19 protein-coding genes, 1 pseudogene and 1 riboswitch are annotated in these 17,879 nt (G+C 32.1%); of the genes and pseudogenes, 18 read left to right on the top strand and 2 right to left on the bottom strand.

Going from position 1 to position 17,879, the window contains the following annotated elements:
* The first annotated feature begins 116 nt into the window (after window positions 1-116).
* Both AN960_RS23640 and AN960_RS23645 read left to right on the top strand, forming a co-directional pair.
* Complete coding sequence (locus tag AN960_RS23640; protein ID WP_056477273.1) at window positions 117-461, top strand: Na-translocating system protein MpsC family protein; 345 nt, start codon at window positions 117-119, stop codon at window positions 459-461.
* A gap of 86 nt (window positions 462-547) precedes the next feature.
* Window positions 548-955 (top strand): phosphate-starvation-inducible protein PsiE, encoded by a 408-nt coding sequence (locus tag AN960_RS23645; protein WP_056477276.1) that lies wholly within the window; start codon window positions 548-550, stop codon window positions 953-955.
* 106 nt (window positions 956-1,061) lie between these two features.
* Here the strand turns inward: AN960_RS23645 and AN960_RS23650 are convergent, their stop codons facing one another.
* Window positions 1,062-2,012, bottom strand: a complete 951-nt coding sequence (locus tag AN960_RS23650; protein ID WP_056477279.1) for a UCP032817 domain-containing protein — start codon at window positions 2,010-2,012, stop codon at window positions 1,062-1,064.
* Window positions 2,013-2,327: 315 nt separating this feature from the next.
* Here AN960_RS23650 and AN960_RS23655 point away from each other — a divergent pair, with 315 nt between their 5' ends.
* From AN960_RS23655 to AN960_RS23720, 14 genes and pseudogenes are all read left to right on the top strand, one after another.
* On the top strand, window positions 2,328-2,762 hold the full coding sequence (locus AN960_RS23655; protein WP_056477281.1) for a VOC family protein: 435 nt from the start codon (window positions 2,328-2,330) through the stop codon (window positions 2,760-2,762).
* A 235-nt stretch (window positions 2,763-2,997) separates the two neighbouring features.
* Window positions 2,998-3,429, top strand: a complete 432-nt coding sequence (gene hutP, locus AN960_RS23660; RefSeq protein ID WP_025671549.1) for a histidine utilization transcription antiterminator HutP — start codon at window positions 2,998-3,000, stop codon at window positions 3,427-3,429.
* 107 nt (window positions 3,430-3,536) lie between these two features.
* Window positions 3,537-5,045, top strand: coding sequence for a histidine ammonia-lyase (gene hutH / locus AN960_RS23665; RefSeq protein ID WP_056477284.1), 1,509 nt, complete (start codon window positions 3,537-3,539; stop codon window positions 5,043-5,045).
* A 17-nt stretch (window positions 5,046-5,062) separates the two neighbouring features.
* Window positions 5,063-6,721: a urocanate hydratase gene (gene hutU / locus AN960_RS23670; RefSeq protein ID WP_056477287.1), complete on the top strand. Its 1,659-nt coding sequence runs from the start codon at window positions 5,063-5,065 to the stop codon at window positions 6,719-6,721.
* Window positions 6,722-6,775: 54 nt separating this feature from the next.
* Complete coding sequence (hutI, locus tag AN960_RS23675; RefSeq protein ID WP_056477368.1) at window positions 6,776-7,999, top strand: imidazolonepropionase; 1,224 nt, start codon at window positions 6,776-6,778, stop codon at window positions 7,997-7,999.
* Window positions 7,980-8,939 (top strand): formimidoylglutamase, encoded by a 960-nt coding sequence (gene hutG / locus AN960_RS23680; RefSeq protein ID WP_056477290.1) that lies wholly within the window; start codon window positions 7,980-7,982, stop codon window positions 8,937-8,939. Before hutI ends, hutG begins: the two co-directional genes overlap by 20 nt.
* Before the next feature lie 94 nt (window positions 8,940-9,033).
* Complete coding sequence (locus AN960_RS24710; RefSeq protein WP_156339765.1) at window positions 9,034-9,177, top strand: hypothetical protein; 144 nt, start codon at window positions 9,034-9,036, stop codon at window positions 9,175-9,177.
* A gap of 245 nt (window positions 9,178-9,422) precedes the next feature.
* A complete protein-coding gene (locus AN960_RS23685; protein WP_056477293.1) occupies window positions 9,423-9,992 on the top strand; it encodes a dihydrofolate reductase family protein in 570 nt (189 codons plus the stop codon).
* 39 nt (window positions 9,993-10,031) lie between these two features.
* Entirely contained in the window at window positions 10,032-10,355 is a 324-nt protein-coding gene (locus tag AN960_RS23690) for a hypothetical protein (RefSeq protein ID WP_056477296.1), read from the top strand.
* 75 nt (window positions 10,356-10,430) lie between these two features.
* Window positions 10,431-10,865, top strand: a complete 435-nt coding sequence (locus AN960_RS23695; RefSeq protein WP_056477298.1) for a hypothetical protein — start codon at window positions 10,431-10,433, stop codon at window positions 10,863-10,865.
* A gap of 104 nt (window positions 10,866-10,969) precedes the next feature.
* Window positions 10,970-11,470 (top strand): annotated as a pseudogene (locus AN960_RS23700) (SMI1/KNR4 family protein).
* A gap of 343 nt (window positions 11,471-11,813) precedes the next feature.
* Complete coding sequence (locus tag AN960_RS23705; protein WP_056477301.1) at window positions 11,814-12,518, top strand: HAD family hydrolase; 705 nt, start codon at window positions 11,814-11,816, stop codon at window positions 12,516-12,518.
* 926 nt (window positions 12,519-13,444) lie between these two features.
* Complete coding sequence (locus tag AN960_RS23715; protein ID WP_172795455.1) at window positions 13,445-13,996, top strand: NADPH-dependent FMN reductase; 552 nt, start codon at window positions 13,445-13,447, stop codon at window positions 13,994-13,996.
* Window positions 13,997-14,202: 206 nt separating this feature from the next.
* The gene (locus AN960_RS23720; protein WP_502692567.1) at window positions 14,203-14,535 is read left to right on the top strand and encodes a DUF3892 domain-containing protein; all 333 of its coding nucleotides are present in this window, start codon (window positions 14,203-14,205) and stop codon (window positions 14,533-14,535) included.
* A 243-nt stretch (window positions 14,536-14,778) separates the two neighbouring features.
* Here the strand turns inward: AN960_RS23720 and AN960_RS25255 are convergent, their stop codons facing one another.
* The gene (locus AN960_RS25255) at window positions 14,779-15,231 is read right to left on the bottom strand and encodes a hypothetical protein (RefSeq protein WP_286131790.1); all 453 of its coding nucleotides are present in this window, start codon (window positions 15,229-15,231) and stop codon (window positions 14,779-14,781) included.
* A 254-nt stretch (window positions 15,232-15,485) separates the two neighbouring features.
* Here AN960_RS25255 and AN960_RS23730 point away from each other — a divergent pair, with 254 nt between their 5' ends.
* Together AN960_RS23730 and shc are read left to right on the top strand one after the other, a co-directional pair.
* Window positions 15,486-15,773 (top strand): hypothetical protein, encoded by a 288-nt coding sequence (locus AN960_RS23730; RefSeq protein WP_056477310.1) that lies wholly within the window; start codon window positions 15,486-15,488, stop codon window positions 15,771-15,773.
* Window positions 15,774-15,797: 24 nt separating this feature from the next.
* Complete coding sequence (gene shc / locus AN960_RS23735; RefSeq protein WP_056477313.1) at window positions 15,798-17,663, top strand: squalene--hopene cyclase; 1,866 nt, start codon at window positions 15,798-15,800, stop codon at window positions 17,661-17,663.
* A 112-nt stretch (window positions 17,664-17,775) separates the two neighbouring features.
* A riboswitch (SAM riboswitch) is annotated at window positions 17,776-17,879 on the top strand.

Consider the following 17,879-nt stretch of genomic DNA (forward strand, 5'->3'; position numbering starts at 1 on the left):
GTGGGAAATGTGATCGAAACTTAGACAATATTTCTCAGTCTGTGTAAATAGGTTAAAGGGTACAGTGCAAAGATATGTAATAACATTTAAAAAATTGAAATTGAGGCGAATAAGTAATGTCAAAAAAAATACATGAATTTAATGATATGATGAGAAAACTTCGGAAAGATTTGTTTGGAAAGGGTCCGGAGCGGATTCATACAGTGTTTGTTGAAAACATGGCCGTTTCAACATTATATGGTAATTTGACACCAACTGAAAAATTTATTTCCGGAACAATGAATGGGGCAGAAATGGTTCATACTGCACGAACAAAAATGATTCAAGAATTGTACTTAAATAACCCTCCAGAAGGTTTAGAAGAACTTGTTGGCGCAAAATTAGTCCATCTATTTTCAGATATGAAAGTTGAAGAAAATATAGGCATTTCAGTTTTTGTATTCGATCGAAACATTGTATAGAGAAGCGAAAATGCTTAATGTTAAACTTTTATGTCAACAAAATCAAATAAAGAATCTTTTTATAGGGGAAAAAATGGAGGAGACAAATGTTTGGAACGAGTTGGTTTAAAAACCGAAAAATGCTGATCAAGCTTTATCAAACTTTATTAAATATATCTTTATTTTTACTAAGTTTGATTCTTGCGTATTTCCTTTTTAGAGAACTTTATTATATTTTTAACGATATTTTATTAGGAAATAAAAATGTTCATCAGATTTTTAGCAAAGTTTTAATATTTTTCTTATATTTTGGATTTATATCAATTATTGTTCAATATTTCAAAGAAAATTATCATTTTCCAATACGCTATCTTCTATATATCGGGATTACAGCGACTATTCGTTTTATTATTGTAAATGGAGAATCGGCCCATAATCTTTGGTTAGCAATTATTATTTTAGTACTAACAATTAGTTATATTATTTTACCTTTTGGGGAATCGAGAAATGGTTAAATTGTCCCTATAAAGTAGCAGAAAAATTTTTACTAAAAATAAAGCAGTTTAACCCAACCTTAAGGTTGAGTTAATTTAATTATACTTTGACGATAATATCCATAGATTAACTTGAACAACCTGAACTTGAGCAACTCGAACTAGAACACGAAGAGTGAGAACCACTAGAACATGAAGAATGTGATGAACTAGAGCATGAAGAGTGCGAGTTATGATGATGACTATCATTCTTGCTTGAACAATCATTTGAACTTTCATTTAATGCAAAAAAAGAATTTGTAGCTAAAAATGTTGAGTTAATATGGCCATCATCTGATTTTTTGCTAGAAGATGGACGTTTAGATGAATTTGGGTAAGATTTTTGTGATTGGTCTTTTGTTCTTGCTTCTTCATTTTCTTTTTCTACTAAATTTTTTTGAATTCTAGCAAACTCGTTTAAAAAATTATTTTTAGTATGTGAGTTTAAATGTGAAACGAAACTTTTTGTTTGAATTGTTTTGCTCGATAAATATTCTTGAACTTTAGTATTTTTATAATTAACAACTAAACTTCCTAAGACATTGGTATTTACAGATGTCGTTTCAAACAGAGTATTATATAACAAATTGTAAACAGCCCTAGCATCGCTTCGATCGGTTATAGTTACATCATCTTTATGAATATTTGGTTCATGGTGTATCATTTCACCACAAAAAGCCTTGCAGAAGTTATGATAACTTTTCGTAAATAAAATCATTTCGTGCCAGATTTTATCAACTTCTTGACTATACATTGGTACGTTTTCAAAGATTGCAGCCATTAAGAAAAAGCGCTTTAATTCACTTTCAATAAAGGAATATTTTTCTTTGCTCCAACCTTCTTTTTCAATAATTCTTTCTTTAACATTAGCTAGGAAATCCATTTTCCATGCGTTTTCTAGTCTAGAAACGAACGATAAATTAACGAAGTTAGAATTTACTTTTAAGTCGTTTGTATTAAACTGATTGTAAAGATTGTTATAAAATGCATTATCATTTTTTATTTTCTTTTTTAAAAATCTTCCGAAAAATTTTTTCATATAAACCTCCTTTTATTTATTGTATTACAATTATATAATTAAAAAATAAACAAAAGAAGAAAATTGTTAAGATAAGGAAATACTTAGAGATCGAATAGGCAATTGGATAAACCAATAATAATATGCACATCCACATTATTTACTTCGTATTTATTCAATTAACTGCGAAGTTTTTTGCTGTGTAAAAATATGGTACAATCTATCTGATATTTACATTTTTAAAGGGGAAATATCAAGTAGAATTAATGAACTAGAATTGGTTTGTTTTTTAAGTTCTAAAACGAGGTAATTACAATTTGTTGGAGGGTTTCAAAGATGACACAAGAACAAGTAATACCGGTTGTATCAGGGCAAAGGATTACTCCATTTCTTACGTTTAGTGGGAATGCGGAGGAAGCAATGAATTATTATGTTCGTACTTTTCCGAATTCAAAACTCGTTTCTCTTCGAAGATATACGAAAGATGACCGAGGTGTTGAAGGGAAAATTCTAAATGGCATTATTGAAATTTTAGGACAGTCTTTTATGGTATTGGATATGGAAAAAGAACATTGTCCTGAATTTACTTGGGCTGTTTCATTTTACTTAGAATGCAATGACGATGCGGAGTTTGATTTAATTTTTGGCGGATTAAAGGTTGATGGGAAAGTACTTATGGGGCCAGTAGAAATGAATGATTTTAGTAAGGTTACATGGGTTACTGATTGTTTTGGCGTTACTTGGCAGCTAGTGTTAAGAAAAAGATCTTAACAATCGGCGAATTATTCCTTTTTCTGTTATTCAACAAGTTATTAAAAGATGACAAATGGACAAGTTTTCTTAAATAATAATTTATCGATAAATATTTTGAATATTCCTACAAGTTTTAATAAAAAAATATTTTTTAAAAATAATAATCTGAAAATATTGAAGTTTACTAATTGTTGGCATATAATGTAATCAGATACTAGTTTATTAGAGAAAGTAAGTAAGAGGTATTAGCGATATGGCAGAGCAAAGTCAACGAATAGGTCGAACAGCTATGATGCTTGCTTTGACTGATCAAGAAGAAGAATTAATGAAAAATGAAAACGTTGTATGGTGTGTAGGTAAGGTCGGCACAATGGATGCTCAAAAGGTCGTTGCTGCGATTGAAACCGCTGCCAAACAAAATGGTGTAATCAATGGAGCTCTATATAGAGAAGTTCATTCATTATATCATGCAACACTTGAAGCGATTCAAGGCGTAACAAGAGGTCATGTTCAATTAGGTGATGTTCTTAGAACAGTAGGACTTAGATTTGCTGTTGTTAGAGGTAAACCTTATAAAAACGTAAACGAGGGTGACTGGATTGCAGTTGCACTATACGGAACGATTGGTGCTCCAATTAAAGGATCGGAGCATGAATCAGCAGGACTCGGCATTAATCACATATAATCGCCCATAGTTTATTAGATGATAGGGGGCTATGATTCGTAAGTTACTATTTACGTCTCATAGCCTCTTTCTGTGTTTTTTTTGACAAAATTCGGAGGTGTTTTTTAATGGTAACTTTAACTGGTAATAGCTTAACAATGGAACAAATGAAAAGTATTTTATTCGAAATGGCGTATGTAAAAGCGAGTGAAGATAGCTTAGTAGCGGTAAAAGCATGTAGAGAAAAGGTTGAAGAAATCGTAAATAATGGCAAAGTCGTTTATGGTATCACAACAGGTTTCGGAAAATTTAGTGATGTATTAATTGAAAAAGAAAATGTTTCAACACTTCAATATAACTTAATAGCTTCTCATGCATGTGGAGTTGGTGAACCGTTCCCTGAATTAGTTTCAAGAGCGATGTTAGTACTTCGTGCAAATACAATGTTAAAAGGTCACTCTGGTGTACGTTTAGTAGTAGTTGAAAAATTACTTTCATTAATTAATGCTCAAATTCACCCAGTTATCCCATCTCAAGGATCATTAGGTGCAAGCGGAGATTTAGCTCCTTTATCTCACTTAGCTTTAGTTTTACTTGGTGAAGGTGAAGTTTTCTATAAAGGAAAACGTATGGAAACAGCAGAAGCTTTAGCTAAAGAAGGAATTTTACCAATTACTCTAGAAGCTAAAGAAGGTTTAGCTTTAATTAATGGTACACAAGCAATGACAGCAATGGGTATTCTTACTTATCTTGAAGGTGAAGAATTAGCTTATCAAAGTGAATTAATTTCTTCTATTACATTTGAAGCATTAAATGGTATTACAGATGTTTTTGATGAAAGAATTCATATTGCTCGTGGATATAAAGAACAAATTGAAGTAGCAGAACGTTACCGCAATATTTTAGCAACAAGCCAATTAACGACTAGACAAGGTGAAATCCGAGTTCAAGATGCTTATACATTAAGATGTATTCCTCAAGTTCATGGAGCAAGCTGGCAAGTACTGAACTATGCAAAAGAGAAGTTAGAAATCGAAATGAATGCAGCTACTGATAATCCATTATTATTCGGAGATGATGTATTCTCTGGTGGAAATTTCCATGGTCAACCAATCGCATTTGCAATGGACTTCTTTAAATTAGGCGTTGCTGAGTTAGCAAATATTTCTGAAAGACGTATTGAACGTTTAGTTAACCCACAATTAAATGATTTACCACCATTTTTAAGTCCAGAACCAGGATTACAATCTGGTGCAATGATTATGCAATACGTTGCGGCTGCTTTAGTTTCTGAAAATAAAACATTAGCACATCCAGCAAGTGTTGACTCAATTCCTTCTTCAGCTAACCAAGAAGATCATGTAAGTATGGGGACAATCGGTGCACGTCATGCTTACCAAATTTTACAAAACGCTAGAAGAGTTTTAGCAATCGAATGTATTTGTGCAATGCAAGGTGTTGAATATAAAGGGATTGAAAAAATGTCTGAGACAACTAGAAAGTTTATGGAAGATGCTCGTAAAACAGTTCCATCAATTACTAGAGATCGCGTATTCTCAAAAGACATTGAAAAATTAACAACTTATTTAAAAGAAAATTTCATAGCAAAAAACTATACAAAACAAACACAAATATAAGAAGAGGTGGAATTAAAATGGAAATCACAAAAGGATCTTTAAAAGCGCCAAGAGGTACTGAATTAAACACTAAAGGTTGGGTTCAAGAAGCAGCACTTCGTATGCTATTAAACAACTTAGACGAAGAAGTAGCAGAAAGACCAGAAGATTTAGTTGTATACGGTGGAATCGGTAAAGCTGCAAGAAACTGGGAGAGTTTTGATGCAATTATTGAATCATTAAAGAAATTAGAGAGCGATGAAACATTATTAGTTCAATCAGGTAAACCAGTTGCAGTATTCAAATCTCATGAAGATGCACCACGAGTTTTACTAGCTAACTCAAACTTAGTTCCAAAATGGGCAACTTGGGAACACTTCCGTGAATTAGATGAAAAAGGATTAATGATGTATGGTCAAATGACTGCTGGTAGCTGGATTTACATCGGTACTCAAGGTATTTTACAAGGTACTTATGAAACATTTGGAGAAGCTGCTAAACAACATTTCGGTGGTAGCTTAAAAGGTACAATTACAATTACAGCAGGACTTGGCGGTATGGGTGGAGCTCAACCTCTAGCTGTAACAATGAATGGTGGAGTTGTAATCGGTATTGATGTTGACGAAACTAGAATTCAACGTCGTATTGACACTAGATATTGTGACGTGTTAACACACGATTTAGAGGAAGCATTACAACTTGCTACTGAAGCTAAAAACGAAGGAAGAGCTTTAGCAATCGGATTAGTAGGTAATGCTGCTGAAATTTTACCTCAATTAGTTGAACGTAATTTTGTACCAGATTTAATTACTGACCAAACTTCTGCACATGATCCATTAAATGGTTATTTACCGATCGGAATGTCTATGGAAGAAGGAAAGAAACTTCGTGCCCAAAATCCAGATGAAGTAATTAAACGTGCAAAACATAGTATGGCAGTTCATGTTGAAGCAATTTTAGCGATGCAACAACGTGGCGCTCTTGCATTTGATTACGGTAACAACATTCGTCAAGTTGCTTTAGATGAAGGCGTTAAAAATGCATTTGATTTCCCTGGTTTCGTACCTGCATTTATTCGTCCATTATTTTGTGAAGGTAAAGGTCCTTTCCGTTGGGTAGCACTTTCTGGTGATCCAGAAGATATTTACAAAACAGACGAAGTTATTTTACGTGAATTTGCTGATAACGAGCATTTATGTAACTGGATCCGTATGGCTCGTGAAAAGGTTGCATTCCAAGGTTTACCATCACGTATTTGTTGGTTAGGCTACGGTGAGCGTGCTAAATTCGGTAAAATCATTAACGAGATGGTTAAAAATGGCGAATTAAAAGCGCCAATCGTAATCGGTCGTGACCATTTAGATTGTGGTTCAGTAGCATCTCCAAATCGTGAAACAGAAAGCATGAAAGATGGTAGTGACGCAGTAGCTGACTGGCCAATCCTAAATGCACTTATTAATGGTGTAAATGGCGCAAGCTGGGTAAGTGTACACCACGGTGGTGGAGTAGGTATGGGTTATTCTTTACATGCTGGTATGGTAATCGTTGCTGACGGTACGGATGCAGCTGCAAAACGTATCGAAAGAGTATTAACTTCAGATCCAGGAATGGGTGTAGTTCGTCACGTTGATGCAGGTTATGATTTAGCTGTTGAAACTGCAAAAGCAAAAGGCGTAAACATCCCAATGATGAAGTAGGTGTTAGAATTGAAAGCAGATATTCTATTAACAAATATTGGTCAATTATTAACGATGGATCATGGTAATGGTCCAATTCATGGAAAAGACATGAGTAATCTACCTGTACTAGAAAATGCAGAAATTGCATGGAAAGATGGGGAAATTATTTATATCGGTCAAATGAACGAACAGAAAATTGATGCAAAAGAAGTAATTGATTGCCAGGGAAAACTAGTCACTCCAGGATTAGTTGACCCTCATACTCACGTGGTCTTTGGAGGATCACGTGAGCATGAAGTTAGTTTGAAATTACAAGGTGCTTCTTATTTAGAAATATTAGAAATGGGTGGCGGGATCCATTCTACTGTAGGTCAAACTAAATTAGCTTCACATGAGGATTTAAAAAAGAAAACAATTCATCACCTAAACAGAATGCTTTCATTCGGTGTAACAACAGTTGAAGCAAAAAGTGGTTATGGACTTGATGAAGAAACTGAATTAAAACAACTTCGAGTTGCTAAAGAATTACAAGCTGAGCATGATATTGATTTAGTTTCAACTTTCTTAGGTGCGCATGCATTACCTAAGGAGTATAAGGGAAATGAAGAAGCTTTCTTAGAAAAAATGCTATCTTTATTAGATGTTATTAAAGAGGAAGAACTTGCTGAATTTGTAGATGTATTCGCTGAAACTGGTGTATTTTCAGTAGAACAATCAAGAGGATTTTTACTAAAAGCAAAAGAACAAGGCTTTAATGTTAAAATTCATGCCGATGAAATCGATCCTCTAGGTGGTACTGAAATGGCAGCTGAAATTGGCGCTATTTCCGCTGATCATCTATGTGGAGCATCTGAAAAAGGTGTTGAAATGCTTGGTAAGAGCAATACAATCGGTGTCATTTTACCGGGAACTACTTTCTATTTGAATAAACCAGAATTTGCACCTGCAAGAGCGATGATTGAAAATAACGTAGCAGTTTCATTAGCAACTGATTTCAACCCAGGAAGCTGCCCGACTGAAAATTTACAATTAATCATGACAATTGCAATGCTTAAACTAAAAATGACGCCTGAAGAAATTTGGAATGCCGTTACGATTAACTCATCACACGCGATTAATCGTGGAGACCAAGCTGGTAAGCTAAAAATTGGACGTAAGGCAGATGTCGTTATTTGGAATGTACCAAACTATACTTATGTACCTTACCATTTTGGTGTAAATCATGTAGAATCAGTATTTAAGAATGGTAAATTAGTAGTAAGTAGGGGTGAACACGATGTCGCTATCACATCTTAAAAAAGCAGGAGATGCAAATTTCATTGATTCAAAAGTAACAAAAGCAAATGAAATCATCTCTGCATGGAATGGAACAGAAGCATCCAATTTCTCAATTATCGGTGTACCATTGTCTAAAACATCAATTAGTCATTCAGGCGCAAGCTTTGCACCTGCTTCAATTCGAAAAATGCTAAGTAGCTACAGTACTTATCATATCGAAGACCAAATTGATTTAAAGGATTTCAATGTAACTGATTTTGGTGATATTACGATGCATGTGACTGATTTTGAAGAGTCAAGAAATCGTATTAGATCTACAATCTCTGAATTGCTAGGTCAATATAAAGAAACGATGCCAATCATTTTAGGTGGGGATCACGGAATTAGTTTTCCAAGCATTTCAGCTTTTGCAAAAGAACGAGGAACAGTAGGAGTTATCCAATTTGATGCTCATCATGACTTAAGAAATACTGAAGATGGTGGACGTTCAAACGGTACACCTTTCCGTAGCTTGATTGACGAAGGCATTCTAAAAGGTGAACATTTAGTTCAAATTGGAATCCGAAATTTTTCAAATAGTGCTCCATACACTGAATTCGGTGTAAATAATGGTGTAACTATCTACTCAATGCGTGATGTTCGCGAATTAGGTATCTCAAAAATTATTAAAGAGAGCATCAACCATTTAGTAGACAAAGTAGATGCAATTTATATTAGCCTAGATATGGACGTACTAGACCAAGCATTTGCTCCTGGTTGCCCAGCAATTGGACCTGGAGGAATGGACAGTCAAACTCTATTAGATGGTATCTGTTATCTAGCATCACATCCAAAAGTTACTGGAATGGATATTGTTGAGCTTGACCCAACAATCGATTTCCGTGACATGACAAGCAGAATCGCAGCACATGTTATCTTAAACTTTCTTGTTGAGAAGGTTAAACTGTTAAATAAGTAAAATGAGAAACTCGTAAACTTCTTTGTTTACGGGTTTTTTGTTTTGTTCGGGCGGGTGTGATCATAAAATTTGTAAAAGTGTAAATAAGAGATGTGTGGCTGCAATTAAATTTGGTAATAGTGCAAATAATAGCTTGTTAGGTGCAAATAAGGGTCGAAGTGCAATTGAGAGCTCCCTAGCAGCAAATAAAAGTCGAAGTACAAATAAAAATATAGAAACTGCAATTAATATTGGTTAAAGTGCAATTAAAAATAACAAAACTACAATTAAAATTGTGAACAGTGCAAATGAAAATTTCAAAACTGCAAATAAACATAGAATACATGTTCTAAAAAAGCAAATCATGATGTTTTTTGTTCTTTTAATCCAATATATCGATATTTGATAGCACCAAGTTTGCTTGTTATAATCAAAATAAGAACAAATATTCGGCGAGAGTTTCAAAAATAAAAAAATGTATAAAAGAAAGTAGGAGGAATAGTTTTGGAAAATAGCATAAAACAAAGAAAAATAATTTTGGATTTAGCGGTTACATTAGATGGTTTGATAGAAGGGAAAAATGGAGAAGTTGATTGGTGCATAATGGATCTTGAAATGGAATTCACAAATTTCTTGAATCAAATAGATACTATTTTATATGGTCGAAAAAGCTATGATTTGTGGGGGAATTATATTCCAAGTATAGACGACTCTGAATCTGATAAAGAAATGTGGAATTTAGTACATAGTAAGGAAAAATATGTGTTTTCCAGAACTCAATCAAATGATGAAAATAATGCAACATTTATAAATGAAAATATAATTGAAGAAGTAAATAAATTAAAGGAAACGCCCGGCAAAGACATCTGGTTGTATGGAGGTTCAAGCCTTATTACATCATTTTTAAATCTAGGGCTAGTAGATGAAATTAGATTATCAATTCATCCAGTTATATTGGGTGAAGGAAAACCTTTGTTTGTTGAAATAAAACAGAGAAAGAATTTAAACATGATGAATACAAGAACGTTTTCTTCTGGAGTTGTGCAGGTAACTTATCATTTGAAAGAAGAATAAGTTTCTTAAGAGGATTATATTTGGGTATATAAAGTAGTTTTGAACTTTCAAGAACCACAGGTAGCATCAATTTTTTTTGCTATGGAAGTGAATGTTTTCAATAAACATTTTTATATTCTTTTGAATGCTCATTATCCATTTTTAGCTTTTGCTTCAGCTGTTAATTTTGGAGAAATTAATTTTATAGAAGTTTCTCATCTAAAAGAAGAGTTTAGTCCATTTTATATAGTATTGAGTAAAAAGGAACTGAATGAACCACTCTTATTAAAAAGTGAGAATGAATTGAATAGTGCAGAATTAAATCAAATGGCTTACTGGAAACCAAATAGAATAGGTGAAGTTTTATTTAATCATTGGGACTAGTTCTAAAATACTTAATAATACAATGTTATTATTCAGCTAAAGCTAGTAGTTCGTTAAAGATAAGGAGGATTGAGTATGAACCCATGGAAATATCAAACAACAAACGATTATTTTGATTACTTAGATTTTCACGATTGTATTGTTGAAGATATAAAAATAGAAAAAGATATTGTTACTATTTATTTTGAGTTTATTTATATCTCTAAAGATCATCCTCTAAATCCTTATAAAGTAGCGAAATCAACAGATCAATGTAAATTGACTTTCTATAATGTAAAAATGAGTAAAGCAATTATCTATTTAGATGATGATAAGGAAAAAGAAGTCCAACTTTTAGACTTGGATGAGATGGAATTTTTAGAGTTTAAGCAACTACATGTGGGTCAAGATTTCGTATATGAAATGTTTGGCTCTGATTGGAAAACACATCATTTTTGTAGCATTAAACTCAAGGCGAAAAGTTTTAAATTGGAGTGGAATGAATTCACTGAAGATGCGTGGTATGTTTGACCTATATTCAACTAAACAGTATTTAGTTTGATTTAACGCTCTCTTCAAATGAGGTGAAAATTCATGTGTGATGAAGAAAAAAAGAAGATATGGAATATTTTAAGTTGATTAAAGGTGTATCTAATGAAGAATTAGACAAAATTGAAGCGAAATATGGGATAACCTTACCAAAAGATTTTCGGGAATTCTATCAGTACAAAAACGGAAGTGGTTACCATTTTCATATTTTATATCCTAAGTGTGAAAATGATAATATTGAACCTTTTTATTTGTTTTCATTAGATGAAATGATAGATGAAAAAGAAGCTTACTTTAGTGATCATGAATTAATGAGTGATTATTACGAAGAAGATGAAATTAATAATTTAGATAAGAGAATTAAACCTTATTTAAAGAATAAAAAATGAATACCTTTCGCAACCTTAGCTGGCGGAGAATTATATTTAATTCTTGACTTTAACCCTACAAACAAAGGAACTGAAGGGCAAATAATCTCGTATATACATGACCCTGACTTTGTATATTTTGTTGCAGATAATTTTACAGATTTACTTAAAAAATCAAATGAAAATTTGAAAAATATTTGGGGAGAAATTGATTATTAAAATTAACTTATTATAAAACGACAGTAATATACTGACGTTTTTATTTTTTAGTATTTTAATTAGCAATGTAGATAATCAGTTCATAATTTTTATTTGTCTCACTGAAGCAGGATTAGATTTACACTGTTATTTACTGCTCTTTTACTTAGAAAAACTTATTATAACAATAAAAATATAGAGGGAAATTAAGAACGAATTGCTTTGCTATTATAATTGTTTTTAATTTTAAGAGTAAAATAGGGACACTTTGTAAAATAGCATATATAATTAGAAAAGCCGAAACAATAGGCAAATGTGTAAATTAATAACAATATGGTTTAGTTAGAAAGTGAGATAAATTATTATGAAATATGATTTAATTTTTGATTTAGACGATACATTAATTCAAACCCAAGCCGCATTTCGGCATAATGTAGATTTATGTGCGAATTTAGTGCAGCAAGCGCTAGATGAAAAAGTATTTATAAATGACATTAAAGAGGTTTTCAATAAAATCGATCTGGAACTAATAAAAGATATGGGTTTTAGTAAAGAGCGATATCCTTATGCATGGGATTCAACTTTAGATTTATTGGCAACACGAAATAATTTAGAGATATCAAGTATTGTCATTGATCAATTACAATCTTTAGCAAAAACGATATTTAAAGTGAATATTCCACTTCAAAGTGACACATTTATAATAGAAGAATTATCAAATCACAAAGATGTGGAAAGTATGACTATATTGACTTTAGGTGAAAAAGACGTACAATCAAAGCGAGTGATGGAAACTGGCTTAGTACAACATTTTGATAACGTTTTTATTACTAATCAAAAAGATATAAATACCTATCTTGAGTTAAATGAAAAATTAAGTAATCCCGTAATGATCGGGAACTCTCTTAGAAGTGACATTGTGCCTGCTTTAGATGCAGGTATGAAAGCAATTCATATTATTAGAGATTCATGGTTTTATGACGAAATAGAGCATAGTCATAAAATAGAGAGTATTAAGTCATTAGTCGAAATAAAATTACTTTTATTTGGTAATTTAGTAAACCTTTAAGGGCGGTTTTTCAGTCATTTTATTTAACTATAGTATAATTAACAACTCTTTGGAATAGTCAATCATGTTGTTGAATTAAAAGATAAACTATTCCACTTATGTGTGATAATTGATCTAGCAATTTGATAAATAGAATAATTGGATTTGGAAATTTAAATTGAATTATTGTAATTATTGAGTAGAAAGTGAAAAAACCAGAAAACTTGTAATAAACTTTTCTGGTTTTTTGTCGTGAAAATTTAGAGTTTAATCAATTGTGAAGGCAGAATTCTTATTCAACAAAATAGCAATTTAGTTTATTAAAAATGGATAAATTTAGTAAACCAATTAAATGATTGAACAGAATTAATAGGTATTTCTTTTTTAAACAGGAAAATAGTAGCTGATCTATTAATTAGCTACTAAGTCCTGTTCAGCGATAGCATGCGATAGTTGAACAACATATGTTGCATATATACAGCTTTTTTTTATGTAAAAAGCGGGGATATCAATAAAGTTTTTGAATATAAAGGGATATTTACTTATTATAGAGAAATCTTTAATTAATGGTAAAATTAGCTAAAAAGGTATTTGAAAACGATAATTTTACATAATAGACTGAAGGGTTTCAAAAATGGTTCGAACTACATTTATGCCAAGCGATAAAGCAAACACCTATATACTCGTTGATAAGGTAGAAAAGAAGGGTCTTGTAGAAAGATAACCAAACCCAAATAATAGAATGACTTCTAATGTCGTACTAACTGAAGAAGGAAGAGCGTTATTTGACGAAATTTTTCCCAAACACGTTCCAACCATTTCTCAAAAATTATCATTGATCTCGAATGATGAAAAAGAACAGCTAATGGATTTATTTAGGAGAATGGAATTGGTGCACAAAATTTGGAAAAATAAATTTTAAAATGTTAAATAGGAGGAAAAAAACAATGTCAAATGAAAAATTAAATGTGGGTATTATTTTAGGTAGTACAAGACAAGGACGAGTTAGCCCACAAGTGGGAGAATGGGTTAAAGGAATTGCTGACAAACGTGGAGATGTAAACTATGAAATTGTAGATATTGCTGATTATCAATTGCCTTTTTTAGGAACAACTGATGGGACTGAACCAGGAATTGCAGCATGGAACGAAAAACTTAACAGCTTGGATGGATTCGTATTTATCGTTCAAGAATATAATCACAGCATAACAGGAGCCCTAAAAAATGCACTTGATTTAGCTCGTGAAGCCTGGAATAATAAAGCAGCAGGGATCGTTAGTTATGGTTCAACTGGTGGTGCCCGTGCAGCTGAACATTTACGAGGAATAATGGGTGAGCTAATGATTGCAGATGTTCGTGTTCACCCTACACTGTCCTTATTTACCGATTTTGAAAACTATACTACTTTCAAGCCAGCTGAATTACACCTTAATAATGTAAATGCAATGCTTGACCAAGTTGTTGCTTGGAGTGGTGCATTAAAAACCTTGAGACAATAGTCTTATAAAGTGAACTATGTTACGAATATCAGACACTAAAAAAGTGTCTGATATTCTTTTTTTATCTAGTGTAGCTTTAATTAAAATTAGAGATTATATTAAAAGGATAATGGACTGTTAATTCAGTCTATTTTTTATGTAAAAATATCATTCTTCCTTTCATTTAGGAGTAAATTGTTATACATCCTCCATCAATGGCAAAACTAATGGTAAAAGGAGGAGATTTAAAAGTGACTCAAGATCGATTTGAAGAAGCATATGAAATGTATAGAAATCAAAGTGATGAAGAACAAATGATAGAGGAATCAGTAAATCAAGACAAGGAACATATTGTTGCTGTTCGTAAAAATGAAGATGGTGATTTAATTGGTTTCAGAACGAGTTTAAATCGTGAACTAGATTATCTTCAAGCTTTACAAGAAGCAAAAAGTGGAAATTTAGCTCATGTGGATGTAATCCATAAGTATGGTCGTGACATCCTTAGAAGTGAACCGGATGGTATTGCAGAAAATAATTTAAGTAATTTACCGGAATTTTAAGACAGAAAAGCTTATAAAAATGAAGTAAACCCACTAGGAATATTCCTCGTGGGTTATATATTAGATATACACATTTGTCTTCAATTGATGTCAAATGTAAGAGAGTGAACATAAATTGCATCAGATTTCAATCTCAACATTCACAATCAAGATGTGGGATGTTCTATTTAAATTTTAGAAGAGCTTGTCCATGCTTTAAGATTTGAAAATAATGTGATGAGTCATCTAGCAACCGGATTTCGGTTATTCAGTTGTTCTGTTAAGTCTATTTAAACTTGGTAATTGGAATTGTTCAACGTCTTGGTCTTCAGTTACTGCTCCTTCGTTGTGAGAGGAATCTGTTCTGATTTTGCTTCTTTTGATTTTGCTGTCTCTGATTTTAATTCCTTGCTGTCCGCCTAATTCATCATTATCTCTTCCAGCAATACCACTTCTACCATTTCCATCTGCAAATTGTGAACGATCATTTGCTGTTTGGCTATTGTCTCTAGCATTTTGTCCGCCTTGATTTGCGTTCATACCAACATTTCGATTAATTTGTCCTCCGCCTTCAGCTCTTTGTTCGACTTGGATGCGATTTTCTTTAATTTCAATGTTAATAAAATTAAAATTGATTGCACCATCTGCATTAGCTGCTGCAAGTACCTCTTGAATTTCTTCTTTTATATCTTTGAATTCTTCAAACTCTGCTGCCATAGTAAAAAACACTCCTTTTCTATTATCCCTTCACTATATTCATTTTTAATAGATTCTGATTAGACAATTAATAGATTATTTAACTTTTTAAATAATTTAAAGAAAAAAGTACTCTATTTTTAAAAAGTAAATTTTTTATTTTCTTGAAATGCCCACCATAAATTGTTGTTTTTTCCAAGTATCTGGTACTAATTGCTCGGAATAATTCATTATTTCACATTTAAATCATAGATTAATAATGGAGTGTGATCTAATTGAATCCTTTATTAATAAAAATAGTAAAATCATTTTGCGGTGTAATTGTGATCGACCTGCTATTACTTACTTTTTGCTTGTTACTAGGTAGCTATTTTCATATTTTACATTCGTTTACTTGGTTCGGATTTAAAATAATGGTTTTACCTTTTAGCCTTTTAGCATTTATTATTTCAATTGTTTATTTTAGTAAAAAAATAGAAATCGAAGTATCAGAGGAAATTGATGATCTTGAAGAAATTGAAATTGAGCATTCAACAAGAATGGAAAAATACCATCAGCCTTAAAAAAAATTGAACTGAGGTGGTAAAATGGACCTCGAAAATATTGTTTTACGAAATATTGAAGAGCGGATTAAACGTCTAAGGACGAAACAAGATGAAGAAGGTTCTTGGGAATATTGTTTTGAAGGTTCATTAATAACGGATAGTTTTATGATTTTATTAATGAATGATCTTGAATACAAAAATCAAAAAATATTTGATGGGATTATTGATCGTATCATCAATCTTCAACATCCGAATGGAGCTTGGAAATTATACGAGGATGAGAAAGAGGGAAACTTAAATGCAACAGTACAAGCTTACATAGCTTTATTAATCTCAAAAAAGTATACAAAAGAACATTCAAGTATGAAAAAAGCTGAAAAATTTATTCGTGAAAACGGTGGGATTAAAAAAACACATTTTATGTTAAAGATGATTCTAGCTACTCATGGTTTAATTGATTATCCTAAATTATTTTACTTTCCTATGAGCTATTTTTTACTACCAGATAAAATGCCGTTAAGTTTATTTGATTTAAGTAATTATGCTAGAGTTCATTTAGTTCCTATGATTCTTTGTATTAATAAGCGATTTAAAGTGAAATTGGATGATGATTTAACGATTGATTATCTTTTTGAAACTAGTGAGGTAGAATGGTTTTACGAAGAGCGAGGGAGTTTTTATCAATTTTTACTTGAAGAAGGTAAAAAGCTAGCTTCATATCCTCTCTATTTTCACCAGAAAGGATATGAAAAGGCTGAAAGATTTATATTAGATCGTATTGAAACAAATGGAACCTTTTATAGTTATGGCAGTTCTACATTTTATATGATTTATGCTTTAATGGCTTTAGGTTATGAAGCTACTTCATCCGTCATTCAAAATGCGCTACAAGGACTTCTTTCATATGCAGCCGATACAGAAGCGGGCCTTCATATTCAAAATTCGCCATCAAAAGTTTGGGATACTGCATTATTGTCATATGCAATTCAAGAAGCTGGTTATCAAGTAAATGATCCGATTGTTTCGAAATCGATTAACTACTTAATCAAAAAACAACAAAATATGAATGGTGACTGGAAGGTTCATGCTAAAAATTTAAGTCCTGGCGGTTGGGGCTTTTCTGACGTTAATTCTTTTATTCCAGATAATGATGATACTGGAGCAGTCTTAAGGGCGCTTGCAAGAAGTTCTTTGGAACAACCAACTATAAGTGAAAGTTGGTTGAGGGGAGTTCATTTTTTACTTGGACTTCAAAATGACGATGGTGGTTGGGGAGCATTCGAAAAAAATGTTACGAATAAATGGTTAACATTTTTACCAATTGAAAATGCAAAAGATGCTATCATCGATCCTTCTACTGCAGATTTAACTGGACGTATATTGGAATTTATTGGACATTATACGACGATTTCAAACGATGATCCAATTGTGAAAAAGGCAGTTGATTGGCTTTTAAAGAACCAAAAATCAAATGGTAGTTGGTATGGTAGATGGGGAATTTGTTATATTTATGGAACTTGGGCAGCGATTACTGGCTTAAGAGCCGTGGGAATTCCTAAAAATCATGAGGCAATTAAAAAAGCTGAGAAATGGTTAGTTAGTATTCAAAATAAAGACGGGGGTTGGGGAGAATCAGGTCTTTCGCCTGTTAAATATAAATATGTTCCTTTAAAATATAGTACGCCTAGTCAAACAGCATGGGCAGTCGATACTTTACTTTCAATCCGTCATAAAGAGGATGAAGTAATTAGAAAAGGGATTAAATTTTTAACTACTCAAAGTGAATTGCCTAATAAAGCATTAACTTATCCAACCGGATTAGGATTACCTGGTCAGTTTTACATTCATTACCATAGCTATAATGAAATTTATCCGCTATTAGCACTAGCACACTATAAAAATAGTTAAATAATACTATTATGTAAACAAAATAAATTTATTTTTGGAAATCTTTCCATAAATGTCTTTTCTTTATCATATAAATATAGTAAACTGTTTTATATTGAATATAACTAAATAATCCTTATCGAGAGTGGTGGAGGGACTGGCCCTTTGAAACCCGGCAACTTTAGCGAAAGCTAAAAAGTGCTAAATCCAGCATGTTTAAAACATGAGAGATAAGGC

The sequence above is a fragment of the Bacillus sp. FJAT-25509 genome, assembly GCF_001420605.1.
Lineage (GTDB): Bacteria > Bacillota > Bacilli > Bacillales > Bacillaceae_G > Gottfriedia.